The sequence below is a fragment of the Archangium sp. genome (assembly GCF_045802675.1).
Lineage (GTDB): Bacteria > Myxococcota > Myxococcia > Myxococcales > Myxococcaceae > Archangium.
This window is the reverse complement of the sequence record NZ_JBJMQO010000110.1, coordinates 114,795-135,073: the sequence shown is the minus strand read 5'-3', so window position 1 is coordinate 135,073 and position 20,279 is coordinate 114,795. Positions and strand designations below refer to the sequence as shown.

Annotated in this window: 17 protein-coding genes and 2 rRNA genes; 14 read left to right on the top strand and 5 right to left on the bottom strand. The window is 69.2% G+C overall.

The window, feature by feature from the left end:
- The 5 genes from ACJ8AN_RS31785 to ACJ8AN_RS31765 all read left to right on the top strand — a co-directional run.
- Positions 1-150: ribosomal RNA gene (locus ACJ8AN_RS31785) — 23S ribosomal RNA — on the top strand; the annotation flags it as partial.
- Positions 151-311: 161 nt separating this feature from the next.
- Positions 312-428, top strand: a 5S ribosomal RNA gene (gene rrf / locus ACJ8AN_RS31780).
- A 355-nt stretch (positions 429-783) separates the two neighbouring features.
- On the top strand, positions 784-3,534 hold the full coding sequence (locus ACJ8AN_RS31775; protein WP_407759280.1) for a protein kinase domain-containing protein: 2,751 nt from the start codon (positions 784-786) through the stop codon (positions 3,532-3,534).
- 102 nt (positions 3,535-3,636) lie between these two features.
- Complete coding sequence (locus ACJ8AN_RS31770; protein WP_407759279.1) at positions 3,637-5,010, top strand: KamA family radical SAM protein; 1,374 nt, start codon at positions 3,637-3,639, stop codon at positions 5,008-5,010.
- Complete coding sequence (locus ACJ8AN_RS31765; protein WP_407759278.1) at positions 5,010-6,221, top strand: KamA family radical SAM protein; 1,212 nt, start codon at positions 5,010-5,012, stop codon at positions 6,219-6,221. Before ACJ8AN_RS31770 ends, ACJ8AN_RS31765 begins: the two co-directional genes overlap by 1 nt.
- A 10-nt stretch (positions 6,222-6,231) precedes the next feature.
- Here the strand turns inward: ACJ8AN_RS31765 and ACJ8AN_RS31760 are convergent, their stop codons facing one another.
- The 3 genes from ACJ8AN_RS31760 to ACJ8AN_RS31750 form a co-directional block, all read right to left on the bottom strand.
- Positions 6,232-6,792 (bottom strand): hypothetical protein, encoded by a 561-nt coding sequence (locus ACJ8AN_RS31760; protein WP_407759277.1) that lies wholly within the window; start codon positions 6,790-6,792, stop codon positions 6,232-6,234.
- Between the two features lie 162 nt (positions 6,793-6,954).
- Positions 6,955-7,278, bottom strand: a complete 324-nt coding sequence (locus tag ACJ8AN_RS31755; RefSeq protein WP_407759276.1) for a hypothetical protein — start codon at positions 7,276-7,278, stop codon at positions 6,955-6,957.
- Positions 7,279-7,320: 42 nt separating this feature from the next.
- Positions 7,321-7,863, bottom strand: coding sequence for a hypothetical protein (locus tag ACJ8AN_RS31750; protein WP_407759275.1), 543 nt, complete (start codon positions 7,861-7,863; stop codon positions 7,321-7,323).
- Between the two features lie 71 nt (positions 7,864-7,934).
- Between ACJ8AN_RS31750 and ACJ8AN_RS31745 the strand changes: the two genes are divergently transcribed.
- The 6 genes from ACJ8AN_RS31745 (at position 7,935) to secF (ending at position 14,927) form a co-directional block, all read left to right on the top strand.
- The gene (locus ACJ8AN_RS31745) at positions 7,935-9,047 is read left to right on the top strand and encodes a SpoIID/LytB domain-containing protein (RefSeq protein WP_407759274.1); all 1,113 of its coding nucleotides are present in this window, start codon (positions 7,935-7,937) and stop codon (positions 9,045-9,047) included.
- Positions 9,048-9,096: 49 nt separating this feature from the next.
- A complete protein-coding gene (gene queA, locus ACJ8AN_RS31740) occupies positions 9,097-10,182 on the top strand; it encodes a tRNA preQ1(34) S-adenosylmethionine ribosyltransferase-isomerase QueA (protein ID WP_407759273.1) in 1,086 nt (361 codons plus the stop codon).
- A gap of 13 nt (positions 10,183-10,195) precedes the next feature.
- Positions 10,196-11,374 carry a tRNA guanosine(34) transglycosylase Tgt gene (gene tgt, locus ACJ8AN_RS31735; RefSeq protein WP_407759272.1) on the top strand — a complete coding sequence of 393 codons (1,179 nt, stop codon included), beginning with the start codon at positions 10,196-10,198 and terminating at the stop codon, positions 11,372-11,374.
- A gap of 234 nt (positions 11,375-11,608) precedes the next feature.
- The gene (gene yajC / locus ACJ8AN_RS31730; protein ID WP_407759271.1) at positions 11,609-11,968 is read left to right on the top strand and encodes a preprotein translocase subunit YajC; all 360 of its coding nucleotides are present in this window, start codon (positions 11,609-11,611) and stop codon (positions 11,966-11,968) included.
- Complete coding sequence (secD, locus tag ACJ8AN_RS31725; RefSeq protein WP_407759270.1) at positions 11,968-13,737, top strand: protein translocase subunit SecD; 1,770 nt, start codon at positions 11,968-11,970, stop codon at positions 13,735-13,737. Before yajC ends, secD begins: the two co-directional genes overlap by 1 nt.
- 20 nt (positions 13,738-13,757) lie before the next feature.
- Positions 13,758-14,927 (top strand): protein translocase subunit SecF, encoded by a 1,170-nt coding sequence (secF, locus tag ACJ8AN_RS31720; RefSeq protein WP_407759269.1) that lies wholly within the window; start codon positions 13,758-13,760, stop codon positions 14,925-14,927.
- Between the two features lie 84 nt (positions 14,928-15,011).
- Here secF and ACJ8AN_RS31715 read toward each other — a convergent pair whose 3' ends face one another.
- Complete coding sequence (locus tag ACJ8AN_RS31715) at positions 15,012-15,608, bottom strand: hypothetical protein (protein ID WP_407759268.1); 597 nt, start codon at positions 15,606-15,608, stop codon at positions 15,012-15,014.
- A gap of 234 nt (positions 15,609-15,842) precedes the next feature.
- Between ACJ8AN_RS31715 and recJ the strand changes: the two genes are divergently transcribed.
- The gene (gene recJ / locus ACJ8AN_RS31710) at positions 15,843-17,546 is read left to right on the top strand and encodes a single-stranded-DNA-specific exonuclease RecJ (protein WP_407759286.1); all 1,704 of its coding nucleotides are present in this window, start codon (positions 15,843-15,845) and stop codon (positions 17,544-17,546) included.
- Between the two features lie 12 nt (positions 17,547-17,558).
- Here recJ and ACJ8AN_RS31705 read toward each other — a convergent pair whose 3' ends face one another.
- Positions 17,559-17,780 carry a YHS domain-containing protein gene (locus ACJ8AN_RS31705; RefSeq protein ID WP_407759267.1) on the bottom strand — a complete coding sequence of 74 codons (222 nt, stop codon included), beginning with the start codon at positions 17,778-17,780 and terminating at the stop codon, positions 17,559-17,561.
- Between the two features lie 264 nt (positions 17,781-18,044).
- On the opposite strand from ACJ8AN_RS31705, the gene ACJ8AN_RS31700 reads away from it, so the two are divergent.
- Positions 18,045-19,370, top strand: coding sequence for an MFS transporter (locus tag ACJ8AN_RS31700; RefSeq protein WP_407759266.1), 1,326 nt, complete (start codon positions 18,045-18,047; stop codon positions 19,368-19,370).
- Between the two features lie 32 nt (positions 19,371-19,402).
- Positions 19,403-20,194, top strand: a complete 792-nt coding sequence (locus tag ACJ8AN_RS31695) for a DUSAM domain-containing protein (protein WP_407759265.1) — start codon at positions 19,403-19,405, stop codon at positions 20,192-20,194.
- Positions 20,195-20,279 lie beyond the last annotated feature (85 nt).

The following is a 20,279-nucleotide window of genomic DNA, read 5'->3' as shown; positions in this document are numbered from 1 at the left end:
GCATCTAAGCGGGAAACCGACCTCAAGAACAGGTATCCCGGGCGCAAGCCCCAGAAGACCCGTCGAAGACTACGACGTTGATAGGCCGGGTGTGTAAGCGCGGTAACGCGTTGAGCTAACCGGTACTAATTGGTCGAGCGGCTTACTTTACCTCAATCTCTTACAGGCTCCACCTCAAGGGGAGCCGGGGATTCGAGTCCAAGGTCGAGGCCCCGAGCGCGCTTTCAAGAGCGGCGCTGGGCCCGGAAGAAGGCACCAGCTTCTCTAGCAGAATTGAAAACTACCCTTTGTATGCACGAGTCACTCTAGTTTCCGGTGGCAATGTCGGAGGGGTCCCACCCGTTCCCATCCCGAACACGGAAGTTAAGCCCTCCAGAGCCGATGGTACTCCGCGGGAAACCGCGCGGGAGAGTAGGTCGCTGCCGGATTTTTTTTGAAGGCCCCGAGTCCTCACACCCATGTGTGGACTCGGGGCCTTCGCCTTTGCGGGCGCCTGATCGCCGGCTCGCCCTCTCCGATCGTGCTTCGCCGCGCCCTTTGCGCCTGGCCGAGGCGGCGTGTGGCGCGCTCCGGACCAGGTTGCCTGGTTCTCGCAGCTCGCGGCGGACCGCTCACGGCAGGTTTCGGGGCCCAAGTGGCTGGAACTCTTGGGGAATCCGCCCTCCCGCGTGGTTTGACTCCCCGTCCGTGCTCCGTCTAAAGTCCCGGGCTCGTCCGGTTTTCCACCCACCGTTCCCCCCCGAGCGGGGCTTGTGGCCTTCCGGGTGCGGGCGGATCCACGCGATGAAGAAGCCGACCTTATTTGGCAAGTACCTCCTCCTCGAGCGCATCAACGTTGGCGGCATGGCGGAGGTCTTCACGGCCAAGGCCTTCGGCGTCGAAGGGTTCGAACGGATCCTCGCCATCAAGAAGATCCTCCCGACGATGGCGGAGGACGACGAGTTCATCACGATGTTCATCGACGAGGCGCGGATCAGCGTTCAGCTGAACCACGCCAACATCGTGCACATCCATGAGCTCGGGAAGCACGAGGACACCTACTTCATCGCCATGGAGTACGTGTCCGGGCGGGATATACGCACGCTCCTGGAGCGCTACCGGCGGCGCAAGGAGATCATGCCCACCGCCCAGGCCGTCTTCATCGCCTCGAAGATCTGCGAGGGGCTCGACGACGCGCACCGGAAGAAGGACGCACGCGGGCAGGACCTCAACATCATCCACCGCGACATCTCTCCGCAGAACATCCTCGTCTCGTACGAAGGCGAGGTGAAGCTCATCGACTTCGGCATCGCCAAGGCGGCGAACCGCTCGCAGAAGACCCAGGCCGGCATCCTCAAGGGCAAGTTCGGCTACATGAGCCCGGAGCAGGTCCGTGGCCTGCCCATCGACCGCCGCAGCGACATCTTCGCCGTGGGCGTCATCCTCTACGAGATGCTCACCGGCGAGCGGCTCTTCGTCGGCGAGTCCGACTTCTCCACCCTGGAGAAGGTGCGCAACGCCGACGTGCCCACGCCGCGCCAGTTCAATCCGAACGTGCCGCCCGGGCTCGAGAAGGTGATGCTCAAGGCCCTCGCGCGCGATGCCGAGGACCGCTACCAGTGGGGGTCGGATCTCCAGGAAGACCTCATGCGGTTCCTCCTGGCCGGCGATGCCATCTACTCGTCCAAGCATCTGTCGGGCTTCATGAAGGAGGCCTTCGCCGAGGACATCGTCCGCGAGGCCGAGAAGATGGAGCGCTACGCCTCCGTCGAGCGCCCGGAGCAGATCGAAACCTCGGGTGTCACCGGAGAGATGGCCCGCGCGCCGCGCCGGCAACAGTCGCTCCCCGCCATGCCCGTGGCCACCCGCTCCCACACGGCTCCCGCCCAGCCCGCCATGAGCAGCGGCTATGTGCCGCCTCCCACCGAGGAGGAACTGGCGGAGCTTGATGGGGCCGGGGACAAGACGCAGATCTTCGATCCCACCGCCCAGCGGCCGGGTGCTTCCAACTCGTCGTCCGCGGCCAGCAACGTGATGGTCGATGACAGCCTCACGGGCGAGACGAACTATCCCCCCGAGCCCGAGGCGCCCCGGCCCTCCGCCCCCCGTCGTGGCACCAAGCAGCAGGTGATCATCGGCGAAGAAGGGGAGGGCTACTCGGGCGCCACTGTCGTGGGGCTCGCCCCCACGCGCCCCGAGCCCCAGGTGGACGCCAACGCCACCCGCGTCGGCCAGATCGAGTCGGGTAGCACCATGCTCAGTCCCATTCCCACCGGCCAGCGGATGCGGCTGGAGCGGGAGGAGGAGCAGGACGAGCAGCAGCTGCCGGAGGAGGAGTCGCCGGACGCGTATGGCGATTCCCGCGCGCTGGCTCGGGAGGACGAGCAGGAAGAGACCACCGGCCCCATCGACATCTCGTCGGAATCGCAGTCGCCCGCTCCCCAGAAGTCCAAGCCCGCCTCCAAGAAGGCGCCGCCCCCCGCCAAGACCGGCAGCAAGAAGTCGCCGCCCAAGGCCCTCCTCGGCGTTGCCGCGGGCCTCGTGCTGGTCGTGTTTGTGGCCCTGGGCGTCATGTTCCTCTCCGGTCCTCGCACCGGCAGCCTGATGATCTCCGTCCAGCCCGCCGAGGGCGCCGAGCTCCGCATCGACGGGAAGATCGTCGCGCAGAACCAGGTCCTCCAGCTCCCCGAGGGCACCCACAAGCTGACGGCCAGCGCTCCGGGTCATGTGCTCTCGGAGCAGGTGGTCACCATCACCAAGGGAGACCGTCCCGAGGTGGTGTCCGTGGTCCTGGAGGCCGAGCCTCCCCCCGATCAGCCCGACAAGCCCGCGGCCAACGACCCCCAGGTCGCCAGCGCCACCGGCACTGGCACCGGGACTGGCACGGGAGCGGGCTCCCAGGGGACCGCGCCCTCGGGCACCCAGCCCGTGGAGAACACCCCCAAGACCGAGCCGGCGCCCCAGCAGACCGCTTCGGCCACCGGGACGGGCACGGCTACTCCGCCCGCGCCCGTGGAGCCCCCCAAGCCCACCACGTTCACGGCCGTGTTCGTCGGCGACTCCGGCGCGGAGGTCGAGGTCGGTGGCAAGCGCGTGGGCAAGACGCCCGATGCGAAGCTCGCCGACCTCATCATCGGCAAGACCTACTCCTTCACCGTCTCGCGCGCTGGCTACAAGACCTACTCCGGTAGGTTCCGATCCAAGGGCGACACGGAGCTCCAGGTGGCCTTCGAGCTCGAGAAGGAGGCGCCTGCTCCCGCTCCCGAGCGCCAGTCCACCCGGCAGGCCTCGGCTTCCAAGAGCTCCGCGAGCAGCGGCAAGTCCTCCCGCGTCAAGGGCAAGCTCGCCTGCAGCTCGCGTCCCGCCGGTGCGCAGATCTGGGTGGACGGCAAGAACACCGGCCGCGAGACCCCCGTCGCGCTCGGCAATCCGCTGCTCCTCCCGGTGGGTAGCCGCACGGTCGTCTTCAAGCTCGGCGGTAAACAGAGCAAGCCCCAGAAGGTCGATATCACCGAGGGGGATGTAGCCAAGCTCATCAACATCCCCCTCGAGTAGTCACGCATTCATTGCCCTCCGTCTAATGTTGGGTAAAGAGGGACCTTTCCTTTCCCTGGGGGTCCCTCTTCCGGGCCCTGCTTTCCTTCAAGGTGGATCGCCATGACGACGACGCCCATGCGCGGCAAGGCCTCCTCGGCCGGCCCCGCGCAGCAGCCCTTCTCCTATCCGCTCCGCCGTGAGTTCGTGGAGCCCGATTGGAGGCGCCTGCCCGGGTACAAGGACGTGACGCAGGCCGAGTGGGAGAGCTCCGTCTGGCAGCGCAAGCACACCGTCAAGAACCTCAAGGAGCTCAAGGCCGCCCTCGGCCACTTCCTGCCGGATGACCTGCTGGCCAGCATGGAGCGCGACCAGCTCGAGCGCGCGACGATGTCCATCCTCGTCCCGCCCCAGATGCTCAACACCATGGACGAGACGGACCTGTGGAACGACCCGGTCCGCCGTTACATGCTCCCCGCCTTCGACGACCGGCAGACCGAGTGGACCAACCACCCCAAGGCCAGCCGCGACAGCCTCCACGAGGCGGACATGTGGGTCGTGGAAGGCCTCACCCACCGCTACCCCACCAAGGTGCTGGCGGAGATGCTCCCCACCTGCCCCCAGTACTGCGGCCACTGCACCCGCATGGACCTCGTGGGCAATGACGTCCCCCAGGTCCAGAAGCACCGCTTCAACGTGGGCCAGAAGGAGCGCTACGAGCAGATGCTCGACTACCTGCGCCGCACGCCCACCGTGCGCGACGTGGTCGTCAGCGGCGGCGACATCGCCAACCTCCCCATCCAGTCGCTCGAGCCCTTCGTCAGCGCGCTGCTCGACATCCCCAACATCCGCGACATCCGCCTGGCCTCCAAGGGCCTCATGGCCATCCCCCAGCACTTCCTCCAGGACTCCGTCCTCCAGGGGCTGGATCGCCTCGCCAAGAAGGCCAATGAGCGCGGCGTGGACCTCGCGCTCCACACCCACGTCAACAACGCTCGCCAGCTCACCCCGCTCGTGGGCAAGGCCGTGCGCAAGCTGCTCGACATGGGCTTCCGCGACGTGCGCAACCAGGGCGTGCTCCTGCGCGGCGTCAACAGCACTCCCAAGGATCTCCTCGAGCTGTGCTTCACGCTGCTCGATCACGCGAAGATCCTCCCGTACTACTTCTACATGTGCGACATGATCCCCAACTCGGAGCACTGGCGGCTGAGCGTGGCCGAGGCCCAGCAGCTCCAGCACGACATCATGGGGTACATGCCCGGCTTCGCCACCCCGCGCATCGTCTGCGACGTGCCCTTCGTCGGGAAGCGGTGGATCCACCAGGTCTCCGAGTACGACCGCGACCGCGGCATCTCGTACTGGACCAAGAACTACCGCACCGGCATCGAGGGCAATGATCCCGACGCCCTCTCGCGCAAGTACGAGTACTTCGACCCCATCTACACGCTGCCCGAGTCCGGCCAGCAGTGGTGGCGAGAGCAGGCCAAGGCGGCGTGATGTCCCCCTCAGTGCCGCCCTCCAAGGGCGCTCCCGCGCGTCCGGCCTCCGAGGCCGGGCGCAAGGCCCTCTTTCCCGACGCCACCGACGCCGAGTGGTCCGACTGGCGCTGGCACCAGCGCCACGCCGTGCGCAACCTCGCGCAGCTGGAGAAGTACGTCCCCCTCACGCCCGACGAGCGCGCCGGCGTGCAGGAGACCTCCTCGCTCTTCCGCATCGGCATCAGCCCGTACTACCTGTCACTCATCGACCGCGACCATCCGCTCTGCCCCGTGCGGATGCAGTCCATCCCCGTGCGCGCCGAGGCCCGCCTCCGCCCCGGTGAGCTCGCGGACCCGCTCGGCGAGGACAAGACCCGGCCCGAGGAGGCCATCGTCCACAAGTACCCGGACCGCGTGCTCTTCCTCGCGCTCGACACGTGCTCCGTCTACTGCCGCCACTGCACCCGCCGCCGCATCACCAAGGGCGGCGAGGCCGAGCTCTCCAAGGAGCAGATGCGCCGCGGCCTCGAGTACATCCGCCGCCACCCCGAGGTCCGTGACGTCCTCATCTCCGGGGGAGATCCGTTCCTTCTCTCCGAGGAGCGGCTGGAGGAGCTGCTCGCGCCCCTGCACGAGATTCCCCACGTGGAGATGGTGCGCATCGGCACCCGCGTGCCCGTGTGCCTGCCCATGCGCGTCACCGACTCGCTGGCCCGGCTCCTGCGCCGCTACGCCCCCGTCTACGTCGTCACCCACTTCAACCACCCGAAGGAAGTGACCCCCGAGGCCCGTGAGGCCTGCGAGCGGCTCGTCGACCACGGCGTCCCCGTGGAGAACCAGGCCGTCCTCATGCGGCGGCTCAACTCGGATGCCCGCATCATCAAGGAGCTCTCCCACTCGCTCCTGCGCATCCGCGTCCGCCCGTACTACCTCCACCAGATGGACGTCGCCGAGGGCTGCGAGCACCTGCGCACCCCCATCTCCAAGGGCGTGGAGATCATCCAGCAGCTCCGCGGCCACACCACCGGGCTCGCCGTGCCCCACCTCGCCGTGGACCTGCCCGGCGGCGGCGGCAAGGTGACCCTCCAGCCCGATTACCTGCTCGAGCGCGGTCCCCAGCAGACCGTGTTCCGCAACTACAAGGGCGAGTCCTACGCCTACCCCGAGCCCGAGGAGACCGACTGCTCCTGCCCGTATGACCCGGTCTGGCAGGCCCGCCGCTGGGGGTAGGGCAGGGCGGTTACTTCCTCCTGGACCCGCCCGGCTTGCTCTTGGCCGGGCCCGGTTCGGCCTCGGCCGGGGCTGGCTCGCCCTCGGCCGGGCCTTCCTCTCCGGCGGGCAGCCCTTCCTCCACCGTGGGCGGCGCCCCTTCCTGCTCCTCCAGCGTCACCGGGTTGGCCTCGCTGAACCCGTTCTGGATCTGGATTTCTCCGGAGCCCTGCTCCTGCGTGCCCTTGGCGGCCTTGTCCTTCGCCTCCAGCGCCTTCTCCGCCGCCGCCACCTCCGCGTTCCCCTTCGGCCCCATCCGCGCCGTCTGCCTCGCGTAGTCCTTCCGCGAGACTCCGTTCTTGTCCATCACCTCCTGGATGGCGTCCTGCTGCTCCTGGATCATCTGCCGCCGCTCGGCCGCGCTCAGCTCCGACGGCTTCTTGTTGCCGTGCGCCGCCTGCACCTTCGCCTCCGCCGCCTTCTCGTCGCGACGGACTCGCGCGAGCTGCTCGGGCGTGAGGCCTTCCCCGAACGCCAGGCCCGGTACGGCGAGCCAGCTCGAGAACAGCAGGATGGACAGTCGGCGGGACATGGGGACACTCCTGGGTGGGCCCCCCTATCGTACGGGAGGTCGGGGAACCGTGGGTAATCCCGCCGGGTCCATGGGGGCAACCCGGGGTCCGGAGACCCTCACCCCGGCCCTCTCCCGGAGGGCGAGGGAGAGTGGGTGGTCCTGTGTTCCTCGTGGTGGGGTTCAACGGCCCTGACAGCTCGCGCAGGTGTTCGTCGTCTCCGCGCAGGACTCGCTCGCCCGGGCACACCGCTCCGGCAAATCCTCCCGGTCCGGGTGGTTCTCCACCACGTCGCACAGGTTCTTCGCCACCCCGCAGGTCTGCGTGGAGAGCGTGCACCGGTCCGAACAGGACAGGTTCCCGTTCGTGCCTCGCGATCGCAGCTCCTCGAGCCGCGCCTCGTAGGTGGTCAGTTGGTCATCGTCCGAACCGGCCACCCGGGTGTCCACCTGCTTCGGGCATCCCACGACGGCCAGCATGAGCAGGGCCAGGTTCGCAACGCGCATGGGTCTCCACTTATGCGCCGCCGCCTGCTGCTTCCAGGGCCCTCAGCGCTCGAGGGTCCGCGGCTGGACAGGTCGCTCCCGTGGCTCCTCGGGAGGGCGGTTGCAGTACAGGTACGCCGTCAGCCCCAGCAGCGCCAGCACCGCCACCTTCCTCAGCCAGTCCTCCCGCTGCCGCTTCGGTGAGTCCTCCTCCTCGCGCTCGGCCGCCTCCAGCGCCGCCGCCACCTCCGGGCCCATCGTCCGCAGCCGCCGGCATACCGCCACCGTCTCCACCAGCCCCGGGGGCACTCCCGCCGTCTCGCGCTCCAGCGCCTCCGCGAGCGCCCGCGCCCAGACGTCCTCCTCCACATCGCCCTCCGGTGGCCGGCAGGGCAGCGCCGCCGCCTTCGTCAGCTCCAGCGCCGCCCTCAACAGGTGCACCGAGAACGCCTCTGGCGAGATGCCGTAGAACGCCGCGCTGTCCTCCAGCGAGCGGCCCCGCACCAGCCGCGTCACCAGGAAGGCGGAAGCCCGGTACGGCAGCGCTCGCAGCGCCGCGCCGAGCTCGGGAGTCGTGAGGCGGGAGGCATCGAGGGGAGGGGACACGCGCGGCGCATTCTCCGCCATCCGCCGGCCGATTTCTTGAGCCTCGTGCACCGCCTCCTACACTGGCCGCCATGTTGCGTCCTGTTGCACTCCTCCTGCTCCTGCTCGCCCCTCTTCGCGCGCTCGCCGTGGAGACCATGCGCATCGCCATGGGCGACTCCCAGGGCGAGGTGCGCGTCAGTGGCAAGGGCCTCTCCTTCGGCTCCGACACCGAGGACGCCCGCTTCTCCCCGCTCGACCAGGACAGCGTCACCGTGCGCCGCAAGGGCTCCCGCCTGGAGCTCAATGGCGCCCCCGTCCTCGGCAACGCGGTCCGTTTCCGCGCCGGAGTGGACTCCCAGGACGACGACGCGGGCGTGCCCGGCTCCTCGCCCGTGCGCGCTGGCGACACCGAGGTGCGCGGCGACGTCGTGGTGCGCCTCTACAAGGACGGCCTCCAGCTCATCAACGTCATCCCGCTCGAGGACTACCTCGCGGGCGTGCTCGGCAGCGAGATGCCCGTCTCCTTCCCCCTCGAGGCCCTCAAGGCCCAGGCCGTCGCGGCCCGCACCTACGCCCTCCAGAAGAAGCTCGAGACCTACGGCGCCCCCTTCCACATGGGCAGCAGCGTGCTCCACCAGGTCTACGGCGGTCTCGAGCGCGAGGTGGAGCGCACCCGGGCCGCCGTCGAGGCCACCCGTGGCGAGGTCCTCACCTACGAGCTCGCCCCCATCGAGGCCTACTTCCACGCCTCCTGCGGCGGCCGCACCGAGTCCGGCCAGGACGCCCTCGGGCGCGAGCTCCCCTACCTGCGGCCCGTGGACTGCCCGTGCGGCCGTCTGCCCGCCAGCCGCTGGAGCGCCACCGTCTCCGACTCGGAGCTGCACTCCGCGCTCGGCCAGTCCACCGAGGGCTTCCGCGTCTCCTCCCGCACCGCCACCCACCGGGTGAATCGCGTGGCCACCTCCAACGGCCTCTCGCTCGATGGGGTGTCGCTCCGGCGGAAGCTCGGCTACACGAAGATCAAGAGCCTGGAGTTCGACGTGGAGCGAACCTCCGGCGGCTGGCACTTCAACGGCCGCGGCTACGGCCACGGCGCCGGGCTCTGCCAGTGGGGCGCCAAGGCGCTCGCCGACGAGGGCCTCACCTACCGCGACATCCTCCTGCACTACTACCCGGGGACCGAGCTCCAGCAGCTCTACTGACACAACCCGTTTCGTCGAGGCGCCCGGGCTGTTACAAGCGCCTCCTCCCGTGTCGTCACTCCTCTCCGATTACGACTTCGAGCTCCCCGAGGCGCAGATCGCCCAGGCCCCCCTGGCCGCCCGAGATGCCTCCCGCCTCATGGTGGTGAGCCGCTCCTCGGGCGCGTGGGCCCACCGCCACTTCTCCGGCCTCCCCGGGCTGCTGCGCGAGGGCGACCTGCTCGTCGTCAACGACGCCCGCGTCATCCCCGCCCGGCTCCTCGGCTCCAAGGCCGGTACTGGCGGCCGCGTGGAGCTGCTCGTCGTCCGCCCGTCGGCTCCCACGCTCACCTCGCAGGCCCTCGGCGGCGCCGCTGAGTCGCTCGAGTGGATCTGCCTCGGCCAGGCCTCCAAGGGCCTCAAGCCCGGCGCCCGCATCTCCTTCCCCGAGGGGCTGGAGGCCGAGGTCCTGGAGGCGCTCGGGGGAGGGGAGTACCGGGTGCGCTTCCACGCCGCGCCGGGCACCTCGCTCGCCCAGATGCTGGACAAGGCCGGCCGCCTGCCGCTGCCCCCCTACATCACCCGGGCCCCCGAGGCCTCGGACGCCGAGCGCTACCAGACGGTGTACGCGCGGGCCTCGGGCGCGGTGGCGGCCCCCACGGCGGGGCTGCACTTCACCGACGCCACCTTCGCCACGCTCGCGGCCCGTGGCATCCACCGCGTCGAGGTGACGCTCGACGTGGGGCCCGGCACCTTCCTCCCCGTCCGGGAGGAGAACCTCGACAAGCACCACATGCACCCGGAGCGCTACTTCGTCTCCGAGGCCACCGCCCGGGCCGTCAACGCCGCCAGGGCCGAGGGCCGCCGGGTGGTGGCGGTGGGGACCACGGTGGTGCGCACGCTCGAGTCGGCCACGGACCCCCAGACGGGCCGCCTGCGCGCCGGGCCCGGCGAGACGACCATGTTCATCCGCCCCGGCTTCACCTTCCGGCAGGTGGACGTGCTGCTCACCAACTTCCACCTCCCGCGCTCCACGCTGGTGGTGCTGGTGAGCGCGCTGCTCGGCCGGGAGCGCACCCTGGCGGCCTACCGGGAGGCGGTCGCCGCCGGCTACCGGTTCTTCTCGTACGGCGACGCGATGCTGGTGACGGAGTAGGAGACACGACGCAATGGGAGAGCCGCGCAAGCAAAAGGGTGACACGCGAGTCGCGCCGAGCCTGGTGCGCTACGAGCTGCTGCACGAGGACGCCTCGGGCACGCGCGCGCGCCGGGGCCGGTTGCACACCCCCCACGGGCTCATCGAGACGCCCATCTTCATGCCCGTGGGCACCGTGGGCAGCGTCAAGGGCGTGGGGCCGGATGATCTGCTCACGCTCGACGCTCAAATCATCCTCGGCAACACCTACCACCTGATGCTCCGGCCCGGGGACGACCTGGTGGGGGAGCTGGGCGGCCTGCACCGCTTCATCTCCTGGGACCGGCCCATGCTCACCGACAGCGGGGGCTTCCAGGTGTTCAGCCTCGCCGAGAAGCGCAAAATCACCGAGGAGGGCGCCGCCTTCCAGTCGCACCTGGACGGGCGCCACATCCTCCTCACCCCCGAGCGCTCCATCGAGATTCAGGAGACGCTCGGCGCGGACATCATCATGGCCTTCGATGAGTGTCCGCCGTCCACCGAGGACCGGGCCTACCTGGAGAAGTCCCTGGCGCGCACCACGCGCTGGCTGCAGCGGTGCGTGAAGGCCTGGGGCCGCGAGCGCTCCTCGCTCTTCGGAATCGTCCAGGGCGGCCTCAACAAGGACCTGCGCAAGGCGCACGCCGAGGAGGTGTGCGCGGTGGACCTGCCCGGCTACGCGCTCGGCGGCTTCTCCGTGGGCGAGACGCCCGAGGCCATGCACGAGGGCGTGGCCTTCTCCGCTCCGCTGCTCCCCCGGGACAAGCCGCGCTACCTCATGGGCGTGGGCACGCCCGTGGACCTGGTCACCTGCGTGGAGCACGGGGTGGACATGTTCGACTGCGTGCTGCCCACCCGTTGCGCTCGCAACGGTCTGCTCTTCACCTCGGAGGGCAAGGTCACCATCCGCAACGCCACCTACGCCAGGGACCCGAGGCCCGCGGACCCGGCCTGCTCGTGCTATACCTGCCGCAACTTCAGCCGCGCCTACCTGCGCCACCTCTTCGTGGCGGGAGAAATCCTCGCCATGCGGCTCAACACCCTGCACAACCTCCACTACTTCCTCGGGCTGATGAAGCAGGTGCGCCAGGCCATCGCCGAGGACCGTTACGCCACCTTCGCCCGCGACTTCCGCGAGAAGGCCCGGGCCCAGGAGGCCGAGCGCAAGAAATAGTCTCCAGCGGCCATCCGGACGGCCGCTTCCTGGGGTCCCGCGGCGGCAGGGGAGGAGTGCGCCTGGAGGGGAGCGGCCGGGCATGACGCGGCACGGAAAGGCCGGGTCCGCCTCGCCGTTCACTTGCCCGGGGTGTGTGCCTGCTGCTAAGAGGCCCCCCTTTCCGGCTTGTCATGTTGTCCGGTGGTGGACGGCACGGCGGGTGGAACCCTCACTACAGCGGCGAGGCGGTTCGTGGCAGACAGCTTTCTGATTCTGGCTCAGGCGGGCGCACCGGGCGGCGGCGGCATGATGCAGTTGGCGCTCATCCTCGGGATGTTCGCGATCATGTACTTCATCATGATCCGCCCGCAGCAGAAGCAGCTCAAGGCGCACCGCGAGCTGGTCTCCGGCCTGAAGAAGGGTGATGAGGTCATCACCCAGGGTGGAATGATCGGGCGCATCCAGGCGGTGAGCGAGCGCGAGGTGACGCTCGAGATCGCCAACGGCGTGCGCATCCGCGTCATCAAGACTTCCGTGGCCGGCAGGTACGCCGTCCCCAGCGAGACGACGGCTCCGGCCGCCAAGACCGAAGAAAAGAAGGAGGAGAAGTAATGGACCGCGGCTGGTACTGGAAGCTGGGCCTGGTCATCGGCGTGACGCTGCTGACCGTGTGGCTCCTGATGCCTTCCTATGTGTCGCTGTTCTCCGTGGAGAAGAGCCAGCGTAACAACCTGGTCGCCATCCAGGAGAAGCTGCCCAACTGGGCTCCCCCCGCGAAGTACCGCATCAACCTGGGGCTGGATCTGCAGGGCGGCATCCACATGGTGATGCGGGTGGACACCAAGACGGCGCTCCAGAAGAGGACCGAGCGCCGGGGTGATCAGATCGCCCGCTACATCAACGACAAGCAGCTGGGCCAGGTGACCGTGGAGACGGATCCCCAGGCGCTGCAGATGGCGTTGACGGCGCAGGATCCGGCCACCATGGACGCCATCGAGAAGGAGGTGCTCGCCACCTTCACCGATTTCGTCCGGGTGTCGCGCGACGGAGCCAGGCTGGTGCTCGCGCCCGACGAGGGCCAGGTCAAGCGCTTCAGCGAGGAAGCGGTGGATCAGGCGATGCTCGTCATCCGCCGCCGCATCGACAAGTGGGGCGTGGCCGAGGTGGACGTGCGCAAGCTGGGCACCGACGCCATCCAGATCTCCCTGCCGGGCCGCAATGATCCCGAGCAGGCCAAGGAGCTGGTGGGCACCACGGCGCAGCTGGAGTTCCGCATGGTGGACGACACCACGGACTTCTTCCGCCAGACGTACCAGCAGAGCCCGCCGCCGCAGGACAGCAACATCACGGTGACCACGGCCGAGGGCTTCCCGCAGCTGCAGGGCCCCAACCGCGAGGCACTGCTGTCCTACGTGCACGGCAAGGTGCCGCAGGACCGCGAGGTGCTGGTGGAGTGCGTGGCCAACGCGCTGAGGAAGGGCGTGTGCGACAGCTACCGCACCTACCTGGTGGAGAAGGACGTGCCGCTGACGGGCGAGAGCCTGACGGGCGCGGACGCCTCGCTCAGCCAGCTCAACGAGCCCGAGGTGAACGTCAGCTTCGACGCGGCCGGCGCGCGCGAGTTCGAGCAGCTCACCGAGAAGGGCACGGGCCGCCGCATGGCCATCGTCCTGGACGACTTCGTGCAGTCGGCGCCGCGCATCAACGAGCGCATCGGTGGCGGCCGGGCCCGCATCACCATGGGCCGCGCGGGTGGCCGTCCCATCCAGGAGCAGCTGTCGGACGCGCAGACGCTGGCGCTGGCCCTCAAGGCGGGCGCGCTGCCGGCGCCGGTGACCACGGGCGAAATCCGCCAGGTGGGCGCCTCGCTGGGTGACGAGCTCATCCGCAAGGGCGGCCTGGCCGCGGGTCTGGGCGTGGCGCTCGTCATCGTCTTCATGGCCATCTACTACAAGGGCGCGGGCCTCATCGCCGACGTGGCGCTGCTGCTCAACGGCCTGCTGATCCTGGGCGGCCTGGCGCTCTTCAACGCCACGCTCACGCTGCCGGGCATCGCCGGCTTCGTGCTCACGCTGGGTATCGCGGTGGACGCCAACGTGCTCATCAACGAGCGCATCCGCGAGGAGATCAGCCACGGCAAGACGGTGCGCGTCGCGGTGGACCAGGGCTACGACCGCGCCTTCTGGACCATCTTCGACGCCCACGTCACCTCGCTCATCGCCGGCTTCATCCTCTTCTTCACGGGGACGGGCCCGGTGCGCGGCTTCGCCACCACGCTCATCATCGGTCTGCTCGCGTCGCTCTTCACGTCCATCCTCGTGACGCGCGTGTTCATGACCTACTTCGTCCACGGCCGTAACGCGCAGACGGTGTCCGTCTAGCCCTCCCGGGGGAACCGCAGATGCAGATCATCAAGCACAAGACGAACATCGACTTCATCGGCAAGCGCAAGCCGGCCATCTTCATCTCCACGGCGCTCAACCTCCTCATCCTGGTGGGCATCGCCGTGTTCGGCTTCAACTTCGGCGTGGACTTCGCCGGCGGCACGGTGGTGGAGGTGAAGTTCGACCACCCCGTCACCGCGGCGGACGTGCGCAAGCGCGCCGAGTCGGGCAATCTGCACGACGTGTCCGTGCAGAGCATCGGCTCGTCGGACGAGAACTCGTTCCTGCTGCGCCTGGGCGGCGTCACCCAGCTCACCGAGCAGAACGCGGCCCAGGCCAAGACGGCCCTCCAGGCGCTCGGCCCCATCAAGAGCGTCTTCCCGGACCTGGCCAACGGCATCATCAACCTGCGCTCCGAGCAGCCGCTCCCCCGCGAGCAGATCCAGAAGGCGGTGGAGGGGACGGGCACGGGCGTGGAAGAGGTGCGCGAGCTGGGCCCGGCGCAGGGCGGGGGTTTCGACTACCAGGTCGTCGCCAGCGGCATGGCGGACCGCATCCGCGCCGCGCTGATGAACGGCGTGCAGGCCGACAAGCCGGACTTCGAGATGCGCCGCACCGAGTACGTGGGTCCGCAGGTGGGCAAGCAGCTGCGCAACCGCGGCGCCATGGCGCTGCTGTACTCCATGCTGGCCATCCTCGTGTACGTGGCGTTCCGGTTCGACTTCAAGTTCGGCCCCGGCGCGCTGCTCGCCATGCTCCACGACGTGGTCATGGTGGCCGGCTTCTACCTCTTCAGCCGCGCCGAGTTCAGCCTCACCGCCATCGCCGCGCTGCTCACCATCGTGGGCTACTCGGTCAACGACACCATCGTCATCTACGACCGCATCCGTGAGGACATGGTCAAGTACAAGGGCAAGCCGCTGGCGGAGGTCATCAACATCGCCGTCAACGACACCCTGGCCCGCACCATCCTCACCTCGGGCGTCACCGCGCTGTCGCTCATCGGCCTGCTCATCTTCGGCGTGGGGGAGATCCGCGACTTCGCCTGGGCGATGCTCGTGGGCATCGTCGTCGGCACGTACTCGTCGGTGTACATCGCCAGCCCGCTCACCATCTGGCTGGACGAGCGCGCCGCCGCTCGCGAGGCCCGCCAGAAGGGCGGCATCAATCAGCCCAAGGTGGCCTGAGCCACCGCGGGCGGGACACACCCAGGCCCTCGGGCTCCGCGACGGTGCGGAGCCGAGGGCCTTCGGTGTTTCAGGGGCCGCGCCTCAGAAGCGTCCGCCCACCGTGAGGCCGGCGTCGAGGATGCCGCCGGTCGCGTCGCCCGACACCGCCGCGTCCGCGAAGTTGTCGTCCACCAGCACCCGGTAGGTGCCGCGGATGCCCGCCGTCAGCGCGCCGGTGTTGAACTCGAGGCCCGCCGTCAGCGGCACCTCCTCCATCAGGTCCGAGGCGTACGGGCCCGAGCTCGGGTTGCGCACGTACACGTAGGACACCCCGAGCCCCGCTCCCACGAAGGGGCGGACGCGCTCCAACGGGGGGGACAGCTTCACCAGGCTGCTGGCCCCATGGCGGATGAAGGAAGGCGCGTCCGCCGCGCGGAAGCGGTCGTCCGTCACGTCGTTCTTCGAGCCGTCGTAGCCCACCTCGAAGCCCAGCACGTTGGAGGGCTGGACGTTGAGGGTGACCCCCCACGTCGGACCCGTGGCGGACAATCCACCGAGGTCACCCGTGTACCCGCCGATGCCGCCTCCCAAGAAGACGTTCACATCTCCTTGCTTGCCGTACCCGTCCTGTGCCATCGCGGTACCGGCCACCCCCAACCCGAGCGCCAGGGTGACCATCCGGATACCCCTGAGTGTCATGCCGTCCTCCTTGTTCTCTGGTTTGCAGATGAAGCTGTGCATCCCCGATCCGGGCAATGGGCCCGCCGGGCAGGCCTCCCACGGACGCTCGGCCCCCTGGCCGCTGTGTGGACGAATGAACGAGCCCCAGGTCGTGTTCCCCCGGAGAGACTTCCAAAGTAGACTGGGGGTGTATTCTCGTTGGCCCGGAAGCCCCGGGTGGCTATCCCAGGAGGGGAGGCGAACGTGCGTTGGATGATGCCGGAGGTGCCCCAGGAGCAGGCAGCGGCGCTGGCCGCCGAGCTCGGGCTGCATCCGCTTTCCGCGCGCGTGCTGGTGCACCGGGGCCTGCGCACCCCCGAGGCCGCCTCGGCCTTCCTGTCCGACCGGCTCGCGGACCTGCCCGATCCCTTCCGCATGAAGGGCATGGCCGCCGCCGTGGAGCGGCTCTTCCGCGCCCTCCGCGAGAAGGAGCGCATCACCCTCTACGGCGACTATGACGTGGACGGCGTGTGCTCCACCTCGCTGCTCTGCCTGTTCCTCCGGGAGCTGGGCGCCCGGCCGGCCACGTACATCCCCCACCGGCTCGACGAGGGCTACGGCCTCAACCTCCAGGCAGTGGAGAAGATCGCCGCCGACGGCACGCGCGTGCTGGTGACGCTCGACTGCGGCGTCACTTCCGTGGCGGAGATTTCGCGGGCCCGGGAGCTGGGCCTGGACGTGGTGGTGGTGGATCACCACACGGTGCCCCCCACGCTGCCCCCGGCCGTGGCGGTGCTCAACCCGCACCAGCCCGGCTGCGAGTACCCCACCAAGCACCTGTGCGCCGCGGGCGTGGCCTTCAACCTCTGCATGGGCCTGCGCAAGAAGCTGCGCGAGGACGGCTGGTTCGCCACCCGCAAGGAGCCCAACCTCAAGGCGCTGATGGACCTCGTCGCCATGGCCACCGTGGCCGACGTGGTGCCCCTCACCGGCGCCAACCGCATCCTGGTGCACCACGGGCTGCAGGAGCTCTCCGCGGGCCGCCGCTACGGCGTGCGCGCCCTCAAGGAGGTCGCCGGGCTCGAGGCGGACAGCCCCGTCACCGCCGGCCAGGTGGGCTTCCGCCTGGGGCCCCGCATCAACGCCGCCGGCCGCCTGCATGACGCCTCGCTCGGGCTGCAGCTGCTGTGCTCCGAGTCGCTCGACGCGGCGCGCTCGCTGGCCCAGGTGCTGGATAGGGCCAACGCCGAGCGGCAGGGCATTGAGAGCAGCATCCTCACCGAGGCGCTCGCCCAGGCGCAGGAGCGCGCCGACCAGGCGCGCGGCTTCGTCCTCTACGCGGACGGCTGGCACCCGGGCGTCATCGGCATTGTCGCCTCGCGCGTGGTGGAGCGCTTCCACCGGCCCACCGTCATGGTGGGCGTGAAGGACGGGGTGGGGAAGGGCTCGGCGCGCAGCATCGAGGGCTTCCACCTCTACGACGCGCTCAGCGGCTGCGCGGACCTGCTCGCCCGCTTCGGTGGGCACAAGCACGCCGCCGGCCTCACCATCGAGGCCAGGCACCTGCCGGCCCTGCGCGAGTCCTTCGAGCGCATCGCCCACCAGCGGCTGACGCCCGAGGACCTCATCCCCCGCTGCAAGGTGGACGCGGTGGTGGGCGTGGGCGACCTGGACGAGCGCGCGGTGGAGGCGCTGCAGAAGCTCGGGCCCTTCGGACAGGGCAACCCCGAGCCCGTGCTGGTGCTGCGCCACCAGGTGGCCCGCCCACGCGTGCTGGCCTCCAAGTCCGGAGGCGGCGGCCACCTCAAGCTGGCCCTGGTGGACGCGCCCACCGTGGACGCCATCGGCTTCGGCATGGCGGACCGGCTGGCCCTCACCGAGGGCCCGGTGGACCTCGCCTTCCAGGCGGGCTTCGACACCTTCCGCGGTCAGCGGCGGCTGTCGCTCAAGCTCAAGGATCTGCGCGTCGCCGCCTGAGCCCGCTCGGGCTCAGGCGATGCCCCAGCGCACCCGCCCCGGCGTCATCAGCGCTCCGGCGCGCGCCAGGTCGTTCATCCGGAAGCGCTCCGCCTGCCGCTCGAAGGCCGTGCGGCAGCGCTCCGAGCAGAAGAAATACTTTCGCTTCTTGTACTCCGTGGACGGGCGGCCCTCGGGCGCCTCCAGGTGCTTGCCGCAGACCGGGTCCAGGTGTCGCTTTTGTACGTCCTTCATTTCCCCGCCTCCCAACCAGACTCGCCTTCCTCGCCGGGGCTCAAAGCAGCACCCATGCCAGCGGTGGGCCTCGTGGATTCGCGGGGTTGCATCGGTGAGAGGTGAGCGGAGAGGTAACTGTCGGCCCGCGAGGGGAAATCTTTTCCATGCCCGCGGGTGCCGGGTGGCACCGCGGTACGAGGCTCCGCGCGGTGCCGGGCTTGCTGCCTGCCCCCGGGGGTTTGCCTTGCCCGGCCCGGGTCTGTCGCGCTCTCATCGCCCCCCGTGACGACCCCTACCCGCCCCGAGACCCACTCGCCGCACGCCCAGCGCCCTCTCACCGCACAGGACGTCAGGACCCTGGGCCTGGCGGCGCTCGGCGGCGCGCTGGAGTTCTATGACTTCATCATCTTCGTCTTCTTCGCGAAGGTGATTGGCCAGCTCTTCTTCCCGGCCGACACGGCGGAGTGGCTGCGCCAGTTGCAGACGTACGCCCTGTTCGCGGTGGCCTACCTGGCGCGCCCCCTGGGCGGCATCGTGATGGCGCACTTCGGCGATCGCAGCGGCCGCAAGCGGATGTTCGCGCTGAGCGTGTTCATGATGGCCGTGCCCACGCTGCTCATCGGCACTCTGCCCACGTTCGCCACCATCGGGTACGCGGCGCCGCTGGGGCTGCTGGTGCTGCGCATGCTGCAGGGCGCGGCCGTGGGCGGCGAGGTGCCCGGCGCCTGGGTCTTCGTCTCCGAGCACGTGCCCGAGCGCCGCGTCGGCTTCGCCTGCGGCACGCTCACCTCGGGGCTCACGCTGGGAATCCTGCTCGGCTCGCTGGTGGCCACGGCCATCAACAAGCTCTACCCGCCGGAGCAGGTGCTGGCCTTCGGGTGGCGCGTGCCGTTCCTCGTGGGCGGCGTGTTCGGCTTCTGTGCCGTGTACCTGCGCCGCTGGTTGGCCGAGACGCCCGTGTTCGAGGAGATGCGCCAGCGCCGCGCGCTGGTGGAGGAGATGCCGCTCAAGGCCGTGCTGCGCGGCCATATCCCCGCGGTGGTGGTGTCCATGCTGCTCACCTGGGTGCTCACCGCCGGTATCGTGGTGGTCATCCTCCTGACGCCGGATCTGATGCAGAAGCTCCATGGCATCGCTCCGGCCCGGGCGCTCGAGGCCAACAGCGCCGCCACGCTGAGCCTCACGCTCGGCTGTGTCTGCTTTGGGTTGCTCGCGGATCGCTGGGGCGCTGGCCGGGCCCTGGGACTGGGCATCGCCGCGCTGCTCGTCATGACGTACGTGCTCTACCAGGGCGTGGCCGCGGAGCCGGGGCATCTCCTTCCGCTGTACGCGCTGACGGGGTTCTGCGTCGGCGTGGTCGGCGTGATACCCACGGTGATGGTGCGCGCCTTCCCCGCGGCCGTGCGCTTCTCGGGCATCTCCTTCGCGTACAACGTGGCCTACGCCATCTTCGGGGGACTCACGCCGATGGTGGTGACCCTGCTCACCAAGACGAGCCCCATGGGGCCCGCTCACTACGTGGCGGCGGTGTGCGTCGTGGGTCTCTTCGTGGCCCTCTACCTGCTGAGCCTGGGCCGCTCGCGCTTCGCCGCGATGAGCGCGTCGTAAAGACTGTCAGCGAGCGTCATTTTCGAGCAGCAATGTCTGACAGAAAGATTGATTGGGACCCCATTGGGGCGCTGGCAAAACAGGTCCTGGAGCAAGGTGAGCCCCTGGTGCACACCGAAGAAACGCGCGCTCTTCTCCTGCGAAGCGCCCGCGAGGTGGCCATCAGCGACGAGGATGCACAGAGCGCCCTCCACAGCCCGACCACCGCTACGACTCTGCTACAGGAAGTCTGGCGACGCATTTTTGATGGTTCGTGGCGGCTGAGTCGTGCTCAAAACCGGGCCTACGACCTACGGGACGCGGGCGATCTTGATGGGGCACGGCAAATCATGCGTGACGTGCTCGCCGTGGAGGTCGTTCCCTTCTACCGGGAACAGGCCGAAATTGGCCTGGAGAAGTTGACCGGGCTGGCGGAGGTACGCGCAACCGGGCAAATCAATCCGGGCCTGAACGACCGGCCGCAGCTCACTGCCCTTTCCCAGCGCGTTCAGCAGGGACACGCTCTGGAACTCACCGACGACGTGCGCGCCCTTCTGCGCCGGATGGCCCCCACGGCAGCCGTGAGCGAGGCCGAGACGGAAGAAGCCCTCAAGAGCCCGGAAGGCGCCGAGGCACTCATGGGGATGATTCTTTCTCGCTTGCGGGATGGCCAACGTCGATTCCTGCGTGCGATGTACCGGATGACGAGCCTTCGGGACGCGGGCGATCTCGAAGGTGCGCGCCAGCAGATGCGTGACGTGCTGGCCGTGGAGATCGTGCCGCAATACCGGCGGATGGCCGAGGAGCAGCTCAGGGGCCTCGACAGTCCGCCCCCGGAGCCGTGACCGCTGGGCGGCGGGCGCGGCGTCTCTATCCGTGTGCGTGCTCCCAGGAATCGTTCGCCAGCGGTGCCGCGTTCAATGAAGGCTC